At 46.3% G+C, this 12903-nt stretch carries 7 protein-coding genes; 1 reads left to right on the top strand and 6 read right to left on the bottom strand.

Annotated features, from left to right (window positions below):
* Window positions 1-99: 99 nt before the first annotated feature.
* The 6 genes from L0B52_RS04185 to L0B52_RS04205 form a co-directional block, all read right to left on the bottom strand.
* Entirely contained in the window at window positions 100-5511 is a 5412-nt protein-coding gene (locus L0B52_RS04185; RefSeq protein ID WP_235065309.1) for an Ig-like domain-containing protein, read from the bottom strand.
* Between the two features lie 65 nt (window positions 5512-5576).
* Window positions 5577-7421, bottom strand: a complete 1845-nt coding sequence (locus L0B52_RS04190; RefSeq protein ID WP_235065311.1) for a hypothetical protein — start codon at window positions 7419-7421, stop codon at window positions 5577-5579.
* 53 nt (window positions 7422-7474) lie between these two features.
* Entirely contained in the window at window positions 7475-8377 is a 903-nt protein-coding gene (locus L0B52_RS04195) for an OmpA family protein (protein WP_235065312.1), read from the bottom strand.
* Between the two features lie 532 nt (window positions 8378-8909).
* The gene (locus L0B52_RS09610) at window positions 8910-9041 is read right to left on the bottom strand and encodes a hypothetical protein (protein WP_260088711.1); all 132 of its coding nucleotides are present in this window, start codon (window positions 9039-9041) and stop codon (window positions 8910-8912) included.
* 176 nt (window positions 9042-9217) lie between these two features.
* Window positions 9218-9982, bottom strand: coding sequence for a hypothetical protein (locus L0B52_RS04200; RefSeq protein ID WP_235065313.1), 765 nt, complete (start codon window positions 9980-9982; stop codon window positions 9218-9220).
* Between the two features lie 198 nt (window positions 9983-10180).
* Window positions 10181-11257 carry a PTS transporter subunit IIC gene (locus L0B52_RS04205; protein ID WP_235065314.1) on the bottom strand — a complete coding sequence of 359 codons (1077 nt, stop codon included), beginning with the start codon at window positions 11255-11257 and terminating at the stop codon, window positions 10181-10183.
* A 332-nt stretch (window positions 11258-11589) separates the two neighbouring features.
* Between L0B52_RS04205 and L0B52_RS04210 the strand changes: the two genes are divergently transcribed.
* On the top strand, window positions 11590-12873 hold the full coding sequence (locus tag L0B52_RS04210; protein WP_235065315.1) for a tetratricopeptide repeat protein: 1284 nt from the start codon (window positions 11590-11592) through the stop codon (window positions 12871-12873).
* The last annotated feature ends 30 nt before the right edge of the window (window positions 12874-12903 follow it).

Here is a 12903-nt window from a genome sequence, read left to right on the forward strand (position 1 = left end):
AAAACGCTCTAGTGTACCGTAATGCGCTTTTAACAGGCCATAAAAAACCCAAACCCGGCGAACCGAGTTTGGGTTTTTTTGCTTAAGTGTAGTGAACGATTAGATCACAGTAATACCCTGCTGGATATACACATCATCATTAGTGTTTGTGCCAGCACTGCTGTGATGGTAAACGTCGTAGGTTATGCCACCGACATTTTCGCTACCAACTTTAGCCCAAGAACCACCACCTGCATCGCGTAAGTTCATATCGCGATCCGAGTTCCAGTCCGTGCTACCAAGATCCACTTTACTGCGAATATCGTCGCTTTGGACAAACAAAGCACCGTCGCGTGTGGTGTCTTGCAGGAGATCCTTATAACGGATATCCAACGCATTAGGGCCATTGAGCTTGATAATTTCGAAGCCATCAATGTCGGAAGTTGAGATGTTTGTCACATGCTTCCAAGCACTAATGCCAGTAACCATGTTAGTACCACCATTGTAATCCAACACCAAGGTATCTTGGCCTTCACCACCATGCAGCTTGCCATCAACCGTCTTACCAGTAAATATCAATGTGTCATCACCGAAGCCCATGTCAATGTGCGATCCAGCAAGCATCGCTTTACCGAAGGACAAGGTGTCGTTACCATCGCCCATCTCGATTCGGGTATTAATGCCAACGTAGCCATCGATAGTCATAGAATCATCACCTGAACCCATGTCAATCATGCTACCTGCGAGCATATTACCGCCGATATGTAAGCTGTCGTCTCCGTCGCCAGCAAAGACCTTAGCGCCAGCCAAGATGTTACGGCCAATAGAGATGGTGTCATTACCACCTTCAGTAGAAATGACCGTGCCAGATAACACATCTGAACCGATGATCACCTTGTCATTACCTTCACCAGAGTTGATCAGGTTGTTTGTGCCGACAAAGCCATCGATATAAATTTCATCATTACCTGAACCGGCTTTAATAACCCCGTTATTCACCATATTCTTATGTAATTTGAAACTATTATCGCCATCGCCTAAGAGGACTTTTGACCAACCCAACATACTGCCGTTAACTTCCAGTGTGTCGTTGCCAGAACCCATATCGACTTTGGTGTTGGTTCCGAGGAATCCACCAGCGCGCATGACATCATCACCTGAGCCCATATCAACGATCGCATCGTTGACCATGCTACCCTTGAGGTTAAAGGTGTCATTACCTGTGCCCATATCAACCTTGGTATAAGCAAACATGCTGCCACAGCCACCTTTATCAGGTGCTAAGCCCCACCATGCCTGGTGACCCGGAACGCCAGTATCAATCCGGTCATCACCACCACCGGTGGAAATAACAGCCCAACCATGCCATGGGGCTTTGTTCCAGATATTACCCTGTGTACCCCAAGTCCAGCAGTTCTTAGATCCATTGCCAATTTCGATCCAATCATCGCCTTCGGTTAGCTTGTATGAGCCATAATCAACAGGGCCATGATCGCTGTTCCAGCTTGACGCTACAGTGAACACTTTATAGTGCTTACCAATTTCCTTGATGCTGCCATCATCATTGGTATTGCCGCTGTTACCAGCTACGTCTGTAACGGTTGCAGTCGCGGTGTAGCCACCAACTGGAATTGGCTGAGTTGGTGTGACTTCATACGTTCCATCCGCAGCAACGGTTGTTACTAAAGTTTCTAACAGGTTACCATTAGGATCAGTCACAGCAACACTCACCGTTGCTCCAGCTTCTGCGCCCTGACCTGTGATGGTCGGGGTTGTATCCGTGGTTTGATCTGGTGCATCAATAGTGCCCACATCAATGGTTACATCAACGCCATAGGCCTTATCAGCAACCACTGTACCTGTGTTACCCGCAACATCTGTTGGGAAGAAAGTCACATCAATAACCTGATCAGCATCATTGACTAAGCCTGCGCCAGCAACATCGATACTGAATCGACCGTTGCTATCCACTGTACCTTCATAGTCAACGCTATCGATGGTTAGAACGACCTTATCGCCATCCTGGAATTCACCAGTCGCAACACCAGTAATCGCAACATCAGCAGCACTTTCTGCCGCATTAATCACGTTATCAGCAGTGACATCATCAACTGCGATTTGTGTTGTGCTAGAATCTGGCGCACTGATATCAATCAATGCCTCAGCATAGCCTTTATCCGACACGTTACCTGCTGGGTCAACAACAACCGCAGTCACTTTAACAGTCTCACCATCATTTGGTGCAGTAACTGCTACAGCAACACTACCGTTTTGAATGTGATTAACAGTCAAGGTGATTTCTTGGCTTACACCATCTTGGTCGGTGACTACCAAGGTATCACCAGCAACCGCATCACTTGGCAGATTAACGATCGCATCCACGTCACCCTGAAGCTCACTTTGATTAATAATACCGTCGCCATTCGTGTCTTCGGTAATCTTAACTGTCGGCGCTTCTGTGGCATTGGTGTCTAAGGTCGCACTGTCTGTGCCAGTCTTAGATTTATTGCCCGCCGGGTCAATTACATACGCACTAGCTACTGCGTCAGAACCTTCAGCTGGAGACGTAATCTCTGCTTCAATGTAGCCGTTAGCTTTGTCGCTAGCTGTCAGAACAAAGGTTTGTTGTGCGCCACTTTGGTCAGTTAATACAACCGTGTCGTCAACTTCGACGTGCGCTAAGCCGCTGATGTCGACTTTGACCTTGATCTTGCCACCATCTGCGTCAAGCTCTGTTTTGTTGATGCTGCCGCTGTTATCACCGTCTGTGGTAATAGTAACTTCTGGTGCTTTGTCTGAAGTACCGTCGTCATCTTGATCGCCAGGTACACCGGTGTCAACTGTCACACTGTCGCTGCCTTCTGGGCTGGTGTTGCCCGCTTTGTCAGTGACGGTTGCCGTCACGGTCAATGGACCATCGGCTGCCGGTGCAGGGACAGTGGTGTTAATCGAACCGTTAGTGATGTCTGTAGCAGTTAAGACGATGTCTTTAGTGTTGCCGTTGCTGTCAGTCACAGTCACAGTGTCGCCATCTTTAGCGCCTGCTGGTAAGCCGATGGTCACATCAACCTCACCTTCAAGCTCTTCTGCATTAACAAAGCCGTCGTCATTGACGTCTTCGGTAATCTTAACTGTCGGCGCTTCTGTGGCATTGGTGTCTAAGGTCGCACTGTCTGTGCCAGTCTTAGATTTATTGCCCGCCGGGTCAATTACATACGCACTAGCTACTGCGTCAGAACCTTCAGCTGGAGACGTAATCTCTGCTTCAATGTAGCCGTTAGCTTTGTCGCTAGCTGTCAGAACAAAGGTTTGTTGTGCGCCACTTTGGTCAGTTAATACAACCGTGTCGTCAACTTCGACGTGCGCTAAGCCGCTGATGTCGACTTTGACCTTGATCTTGCCACCATCTGCGTCAAGCTCTGTTTTGTTGATGCTGCCGCTGTTATCACCGTCTGTGGTAATAGTAACTTCTGGTGCTTTGTCTGAAGTACCGTCGTCATCTTGATCGCCAGGTACACCGGTGTCAACTGTCACACTGTCGCTGCCTTCTGGGCTGGTGTTGCCCGCTTTGTCAGTGACGGTTGCCGTCACGGTCAATGGACCATCGGCTGCCGGTGCAGGGACAGTGGTGTTAATCGAACCGTTAGTGATGTCTGTAGCAGTTAAGACGATGTCTTTAGTGTTGCCGTTGCTGTCAGTCACAGTCACAGTGTCGCCATCTTTAGCGCCTGCTGGTAAGCCGATGGTCACATCAACCTCACCTTCAAGCTCTTCTGCATTAACAAAGCCGTCGTCATTGACGTCTTCGGTAATCTTAACTGTCGGCGCTTCTGTGGCATTGGTGTCTAAGGTCGCACTGTCTGTGCCAGTCTTAGATTTATTGCCCGCCGGGTCAATTACATACGCACTAGCTACTGCGTCAGAACCTTCAGCTGGAGACGTAATCTCTGCTTCAATGTAGCCGTTAGCTTTGTCGCTAGCTGTCAGAACAAAGGTTTGTTGTGCGCCACTTTGGTCAGTTAATACAACCGTGTCGTCAACTTCGACGTGCGCTAAGCCGCTGATGTCGACTTTGACCTTGATCTTGCCACCATCTGCGTCAAGCTCTGTTTTGTTGATGCTGCCGCTGTTATCACCGTCTGTGGTAATAGTAACTTCTGGTGCTTTGTCTGAAGTACCGTCGTCATCTTGATCGCCAGGTACACCGGTGTCAACTGTCACACTGTCGCTGCCTTCTGGGCTGGTGTTGCCCGCTTTGTCAGTGACGGTTGCCGTCACGGTCAATGGACCATCGGCTGCCGGTGCAGGGACAGTGGTGTTAATCGAACCGTTAGTGATGTCTGTAGCAGTTAAGACGATGTCTTTAGTGTTGCCGTTGCTGTCAGTCACAGTCACAGTGTCGCCATCTTTAGCGCCTGCTGGTAAGCCGATGGTCACATCAACCTCACCTTCAAGCTCTTCTGCATTAACAAAGCCGTCGTCATTGACGTCTTCGGTAATGGTTACCGTCGGTGCGCTAGGGGCTGTGGTGTCTGTACTGTATTCTTTTGAGCCCTCAGTAGTGAACTCGTTACCAAATGGATCTTTTGAGACGACCGAAGCGTACACTTCCGGTTGACCGTTACCATCGCTATCCTGGGTGTTAGCGAATAATTCGCTACCTGGGACATTAATTGAAAATTGATTATTTGCGTCCAATTCACCAGCGTAGGTTGTGCCGTTAATGGTTAGCTTAATTTCATCGCCAGGCTTCATCCATGCGCCTTGCGCCTTACCAGTGATCGTCACTGTGCCTTCTGATTCAACGGCATTAATCACGTTATCTTCGGTGATCGGGTCAATAACAATCTCGCTATCACTATTAACGAACGATTGATCGCTGCCATTAAGTGAAGTGCTACCGTTTTGACCAAACCATTTAGCGGTTAAATCAGCAACACTGCCAGACTCTCCTGACAAACGGACGGTAAATGCGCCTGCTGAAATATCTGCAGCTTCTAAGGTGACCGTCACAACTTCGCTCGTACCATTATCGAGCTGAATCGTATCGCCTGCTTGGGCGTAGCTTGGAATCTTAACCGAAACAGCAACGGTTTTATCTAGCGATGTACTCGCATCCACACCTGGTCCATAATGTACTGAACCTGTGTTAGTTTGATTCGCTGAACCAGACAATTCAGCAGCGGTAATCATCCCGTCATTATCTGCATCAGCAACAATAGTTACTTCAGGAGCAGCCACACTCTCCGCCTTCTGGATACCTCTAGCTGAAATATTACCACGTGAATTAATGTACATGAATTGATACACATACTCTGTGCCATAAGCCTCGGCATCGGCACCATTTATTAGAATATTGTATTCAAATAGGGTTTGATTGGTATTCGTACCTAGTGGTACAAGTTCTACTTTCTTAATTGGATTAACCGTATCACCAGATTCATAAATATAAACCCAAACACTCTCATTTATCGCTGGTGGTCGTGTAACGTCACTAAAGGCGTGAATTGTTGCATTGGTTGTTAAAGTCATAATTAATCCTCCTGATTAATCTTAAAATCATACTTAGTAGTGTAAAGCAAAAAGCATGCCGAATACTAAATAATCGTTATGCCGTCTTGAACTAGAATTTGGATGTAGTTACTACCGTCATAGTTTTGTAATACATGATAGCTGTCACCACCTAAAGACGCCATACCGGTTTCAATCCAACCCTTCTCGTCTAAACCGATATCGAGCACATCACCAAAGTCACCTTGAAATTGCAGCACATCCGCTGGCGTTACACTTGCCAAATCCAGATACTCTTCAGCACCAACTAAGCTAGTATTAACCTCCACTGTACGACCTGTAGCATTCTCAGCAACCGTGACTGAAAATCCATTACTCTCTGAACCCGGAATAACCGCTAGTGAGCTAGTTGCATCACCATAAACAGCCTTAACCTGAAAATTATGTTTACTGCCTGGTACATACTTATCAGGTGCATCAACGCCATCATAGTCAAACGTCCATGTACCATTAGGATCCCCACTAGTGACTATCACAGCAGCATTCCCAATATAGTTACCGTTATCATAAACCAGAATGTGCACTTTATCTGGATCCATCCCATCGGTTGCCACTGTCAGGTTATTGATATCTATAGTTCCAGAAAGTGATAATGCCAAATCACTTGTCGATGGACCTCCAGAAGTCAATGAAACAGCACTCCCCGAAGAATCATCTTCTACTGCAGTAATCTTAAGTGTATAGTCGGGCAGTATAGCCCCACCTGAAAGCACCACACCCGTATTAATATTAAGGTGTTGACTGGAAACATTTCCTGCAGTATCGATGGTACGAATAACAAACGTATGACCAACTTCAACTTGCGGGTCTATATTATCTAAATACCAGCCAGTGGTAGAAGGAGAATCCTGCGCAGGAACAAAAGCCAATTCCTCACCTTTGCTACTATAAACATAGAATCCTTCTGTATCTTCTGGCACCTCAACGTAAAAAGAGTCTCCTTTCCCATCACTATCAGTATCATTGAATGCACCAGCGTTGGTTACACCTACATTGCTTAAGTCTATGGTTATGGTGTATGAACCAGATTCTCGACCTTCGTTACCTGCTGCGTCAACAACTTTCGCAGTGTAAACGACTTTATCTGTATCAGCGTAGCCGGTTTCATCCTGATAACTCCAGTCTGTGCCGTTAACCGTTGCATTTCCTAACTCAACAGGCGCTGCACCATTAACTGAAGCATAAATGACCAAGTTTTCAGCCGTTACACCCGATTGGCTACCATCTGCCAGCGCTGCATCAAGTGTTCCTTTAAGCAGTGGCGTCTTGTCGTTGGTAACACCACCATCAGCTACGTCCACTTCACCAGTCGAACCACCAGGCTGTGGCATCTGATCATCAACAACCGTGGTAATCGTTGCTTTTTGGGTTGGCGCTGATGTATCTCCTGATTCTACAACAGGACTGGTATCGTCATCATCGACAAACAAGAACGCCAAGGGTAGTAGCAGTAGTGGCCATAATGGAATACCTTGGAATAAGGCGTCACCACCCAAGGCCTGGCCTGAAGGCATTTGTTCTGCGAGCTGGGTCACGACGTTAACGTCTGCACCAGCTTCCGGGACATAGGCGTAGTATTGCCCGTCTTCGTTGAGACCAATCAGTGGGTTGTCTTTGGATTGTTGGTAATAGTCTTCAATGATCAGGTCTGGCTCATTAATGAGTGAGCCTTCAAAGGCAATCAGCAGGTCATCACCTTGACGGAGTACAGTAAGGTTTTCCGGAGCAAATTGGGTGGCGGCGTCGATGAGTTCGTAGTTGACGCCATTTTGTGCAGCAATGCGTACGGCTTCGCTGCCTGCAGTGTTAATTTGCAGGGTTTCAACGGTATTCTTACCGCTATTAATGTTTAATATGATTACTTTACTCATACCGTCCTATCCTTGTTCAGCTGTTACTTTACGTCCTTGTGTGTTTTTTTGCGTTAGCGTGTCCTCACGATAACTTCAACACGACGGTTTACTTCATTACATGCTCGTTGTGCTTCGCGATCTCCTGGGAACTGGGCAAAGCAGTCATCAACGATGAGTTTGCTTTCACCAAAGCCTTGGACTTCGATGATTGAGGCATTAACGCCACCGGCGATCATCAGTTCACGGATCGATGCGGCGCGTTTTTCTGAGAGGGTTTGGTTGTAAGCGTCTGTGCCGGTTGGGTCGGTGTGACCATGAACAGCGACAGAGTCTAAACGCTGATTATCGATGCTTTGTGCGAGCGCGATGGTGTCTTCACGCCCTGGCGGTAAGATAGAATCAACGCTGCTTTGATCGAATGGGAACAGCACATCGCTGTTGAGTACGTGTACTTCTTCTTTGACCGGACCACAGTTGTTTTGGTTGTTCACGCGTGGGCGGGTGTAGGTGTGTAAGGTGGTTTGTGCAAGCTCTTCTTTAGCAACATCTGCCGGCACTTCCATCAACAGCGGTAATCCTTCTGGTTGATGGACGATTTGGATATAGAAGATTTCGCCTTGTTTGGGTTGCGCTTGTGGGCCTTGGCGCTCAGCTTTCATCAGATAACCGGCGTCTTGACCTGTGTAAGCGACAGTGATTGGTTGTACGCGGTTAGCGCATACGGCTACTGGTGAGTATTCACCAGGCAGTAGTGAGGTCAGGTATTCACCATCAATGGAGATCACCACAGCCTTAGGGAAGGCATCATCGGCGTCGCGGAAAAAGACAAAGCCACCTTGTTCAGCATTCATTTGCACGATGCCGTCTGTTGTATCGCCAGTATCGAGTGCTTGATCTTGTCCTTGTAAAGTACCACAGCCTGCCAAAAACAGGGCCAATGCCGATAAACCAATACTCAGTGCGTTCTTTTTCATCCTTAAAGCCTTATGTTAAAAATTGATTTAGCACATCCGCTTACTCATTAATGTCTAAAACTGTGTTTTAGTAACATTCTCAAGATTTACTAGCCGATCGTGCCCATGCTTTCTTAAATACTTGAGTCTTAGTCAGATAAGTGAATATTACTTAAATATTGTATATGCTGTGATGATATGCTTCCTAAACATTACCCTGACAAAAAATAATATAAGTAAATCCTATACTTAACAACACCCAAAATCTAAAATAAATTATTTCCCAATTTACCCTAGAAAAGCATTCTTTGCAAATTTTTTTATACCCGCGCAAGGCTTTGCTGCGCGGCTTGCTTTGTTTCATTTGCAACAAAATGACGTTTTTTTACACCAAGATATTGATGAAGAAGAATAGCGCCTCAGGCAGCTATCCCGCCAGGAGCTCGCTACCCATTACCGCCAAGCTCCTATCAAAATCATTTTAGCTGACCAATAATGCCACCTTGACTACCTAATTACGTTAGATAATAACCATGCCACCTTGTACCATGATTTACACATAAGGATCACTATCCGGGCTACCAGTGTAGTGCTGCAAGACATGGTAGGTGCTGCTATCAACAGCAAAACCTGAGGCTGTGCCCGTTTCGATCCAGCCATTAGCGCCTAAGCCGATATCGAGCACATCGTCCTCATTAATTCTATAGTTTGTGCAGCAAGATTTATACCAAGCAAGAAATACACTTACATTTACTTCGCATGAGCTTCAATCATAGCCGGTGTATTACTTAATATGTTGTGTACAGCAGTAGCAATAACCTCATGAAATTTATCATAGAAAGGCACTTTCTTAACACCCTTCTAGATAACGACAATACCATCCTGCACCAAGATTTGTGTATAAGCGCCATCAACACTGTTGTAATGTTCCCAAATGGAGTAATTATTATCACCCACCGTAGTGGTACCAGCTTTAGCCCAATCACCAGCAGTTAAATTAATTTCAAGCCGATCACCTAAATCTCCATCAAACTGCAATACATCACCAGCAGTAATCTTCGACACATCCAGCTTTAATTGGGTTTGATCACCAACCAATTCCGTATTTTGAACTATAGCCTCTGGATCTATAAAATTCGTTTTTTCTGTGCTTCCAGAGGAATCATCAACAACAAGGAAGGCTAATGGCACCAGCGCTATTGGCCATAACGGAATCCCCTGGATCCCCTGGGCTACAGCATCACCACTCAGAGCTTGGCCTGAGGGCATTTGTTCTGCGAGCATGGTGAGCGCGTTAACGTCTGCACCAGCTTCTGGAACATAGGCGTAGTATTGGCCGTCTTCGTTGAGACCAATCAGTGGGTTGTCTTTGGATTGCTGGTAATAGTCTTCAATGATCAGGTCTGGCTCATTAATGAGTGAGCCTTCAAAGGCAATCAGCAGGTCATCACCTTGACGGAGTACAGTAAGGTTTTCCGGAGCAAATTGGGTGGCGGCGTCGATGAGTTCGTAGTTGACGCCATTTTGTGCAGCAATGCGTACGGCTTCGCTGCCTGCAGTGTTAATTTGCAGGGTTTCAACGGTATTCTCACCGCTATTAATGTTTAATGTGATCACTTTACTCATTACCGTCTAATCCTTTTATAGCAATTATTTAAGCCCATATAGAGGCTTTAATTTAGCGTGCGCCAACGACACAGAAACCAATACTTAATCTATCACATTCATACTTTTTTGTAATTATCCTTGCACTAAAAAATACTCATCAATGCTTGTTTAACCAAATACAAACCATCTATTTGGGGAAATGCGTGGCCGCGACTTTTAAACGCCATCAAGCGCCATATCACCTTGAACAATCCAACCGCGACGACTCATCCACGCACGCATTAATCCAGCAATCAGTGCGGGTAAGATAAACATCAATAACACAATAGCCATCCAGATCGTCATGACGGATAAAACACCTGCGTTGGCATCAATAACCGCGAACACGCCCACCAGACCAGCTGTTCCCATGCCGCTACCAAGCGCACTGCATTGCAGCGCAAAGACAACTGTTGCTAATGGGCCAACGATGGCGCTTGCCACAATCGCTGGCAACATGATGATCGGTTTGCGCATCACATTAGGAATTTGCAGCATACTGGTGCCTAGCCCTTGGGAAATCAGACCGCTGATCCCATTTTCACGAAAGCTCGCAACAGCAAAGCCCACCATATGCGCTGCACAACCCACCACCGCCGCCCCACCGGCCAAACCGTCCAAACCAATAGCAATACACATCGCCGCACTACTGGTTGGTAGCGTGAGTAATATACCCACCACCACGCTAATCACAACCCCCATCAAAAAGGGTTGTAGTGAGGTGGCATAATGAATCGCCTGGCCAAGCGCGTTAATCGCCGCGACTACCGGCGGGCACAACGTCCAGCAAATCAACAGCGCCATGCTAAACATCGCGAGCGGAAGTAATAAGATATCAAGCCGTGTTTTGCCATGCAGCCAAGCGCCTAAACGGTAAGAAAATACGGCAGTGAGGTAGGCGCCAATCGGATTGCCCGGCAGCGCCCTTAGCATCGGGGGCAGGTTTTCCAAATCACGCACAAAAAGCGTACCACCGACCAGTAATTCGCTGTGTGCGCCCATCATGCCGGTAACTAAACAACACAAAGCAACCAGCGGTGGCGCGCCTAAATAGACAGCGATGCCGACGCCAATCCCCGCCCCCATCATCACACCGGCCCATTTGCCAATTAATACAAATAGCTCCCAGCCAAACCAAGCGCCAATTTGGCTCATGATTAAGCCGGCAATCAAGGTAACAAACAACCCTGCCGCCATACCGCTAAGCGCGGTGATAAAGTATTTATGGAGAAATGCCTTAGTTTGAATCGCCATCGTCTTTACCATGCAAAATGAGCACTATAACACATGAACAATTATTCATATTCACTATTGCACCCACCACCACTGCTACAAAACAGTTAGCCTTAAGAGGACAACGCGGTTAAAACGATAGTTCATCGAGTAACAATTAATACCTACTGCTTCACGCATAGCTTATAGTCACATTCAACTGTATTTACCATTTAATAGCATGCAAAACATGGCCATCTGTCGAAATGTCACATAAAACCTTTTATCATTGATGAAAATCGTTTGGATGCGTACGCTAACCCATTACCACGACAGCCTCAACCTTTTATAACCCCTGACTCTTAAACCTTTTTATGCAAAAAACGGCAATCAACTCAATAGATAGTAAAACACTGAAGCAAATCATAGACGAGTTTATGGTACTAGCCAATAACGCTGATTTCACAGCTGGTAAAGCCTTACTGTTACAAGCCGCTAAACACTACCCTAATGAACCATTGGTTTTTATGAATCTTGGACTGTGCCACTTAAGACTAAAAGAGCTACAAGCGGCTTACGATGCTTATCAAAAAACACTGGCGCTATTCCGTGACGAAACACCAAACACCAACCTCTATGACGGTCTAGCAGAGGCCTGCTTTTTTCTTGATAAACCTGAAGAGACAAAAAAATATGGCAGATTAGCGCTAGAAACCAAACTGTCACAAATCAAAAAAATTGAGCCTTTGCCATTTGCCAGCAAACACCCACCCGCTTTTAACGACAAAAACCCTAGCGAAAATATCATTTCATTTTCACTCTTTGGCGATAACCCAAGGTATTGTGAAACTGCCCTACTCAACATTTACTGGGCAAAAAAAGTGTTGCCAAACTGGACTTGCCGCTTTTACCTTGATGACAGTGTGCCAACCCATGTCAAAAACCGACTTCAAAAACATGGTGGGCAGATTGTTGAAGTATCTACGGAAATAAAACAACGGATGTCGGGGCTGTTCTGGCGCTTTTTAGTGATAGACGACCCCAGCGCAAAACGCTTTTTAATTCGTGATGCAGATTCGCTGGTTTCTTTTAAAGAACGTGTTGCCATCAATGCATGGCTAAGAAGCGATAAATGGTTTCATACGATGCGCGATTTTTGCTCACACACCGAGCTGATTTTGGCGGGCATGTGGGGCGGTTGCCATGGTGCCATTGACAACATCCAAGAGAAAATAAATACTTTTCATAACCTGCAAGCAAAAGGGACACAGCGGTTTTGGGATCAACATTTCCTGCGTTACCAGATCTACCCAATCCTCTCACAAAGCCTGCTTGCTCACGACAGCCAAGACATACAAGCGGGTGCGCTGCCCTTTCCTGAAACCAAAGCAAAAACAGACCACGAACGCCATGAAAACTTTCATATAGGACGTAACATGGCAACAGGTCGGGTTCTGATCAATACTGCAAATACCGAACATACCCACGTAAGCTGGCAGCTGGTTAATACAAAATCCCCTGATGTCATTTATGGATATACCCAGCCTATCAACGGACAAGAACAGGTGGCCATTCACTTACCCGATGAGCATATAAAAAAGCTGCAGCAGAAAATATTTGGCATTAAAACACAATTTTTTACGCCGAATGATCGTTAGATAATCGATAAAAAAGCCTCCAGATGGAGG

The sequence above is a fragment of the Suttonella sp. R2A3 genome, from assembly GCF_021513215.1.
Taxonomy (GTDB): domain Bacteria; phylum Pseudomonadota; class Gammaproteobacteria; order Cardiobacteriales; family Cardiobacteriaceae; genus JAHUUI01.

What these genes read in the sequence shown, in the direction of transcription:
- L0B52_RS04205 (WP_235065314.1), bottom strand. Translation starts at nt 11,257, where the DNA reads ATGGCGATTCAAACTAAGGCATTTCTCCATAAATACTTTATCACCGCG.
- L0B52_RS04200 (WP_235065313.1), bottom strand. Translation starts at nt 9,982, where the DNA reads ATGAGTAAAGTGATCACATTAAACATTAATAGCGGTGAGAATACCGTT.
- L0B52_RS04195 (WP_235065312.1), bottom strand. Translation starts at nt 8,377, where the DNA reads ATGAAAAAGAACGCACTGAGTATTGGTTTATCGGCATTGGCCCTGTTT.
- L0B52_RS04185 (WP_235065309.1), bottom strand. Translation starts at nt 5,511, where the DNA reads ATGACTTTAACAACCAATGCAACAATTCACGCCTTTAGTGACGTTACA.
- L0B52_RS04190 (WP_235065311.1), bottom strand. Translation starts at nt 7,421, where the DNA reads ATGAGTAAAGTAATCATATTAAACATTAATAGCGGTAAGAATACCGTT.
- L0B52_RS04210 (WP_235065315.1), top strand. Translation starts at nt 11,590, where the DNA reads ATGCAAAAAACGGCAATCAACTCAATAGATAGTAAAACACTGAAGCAA.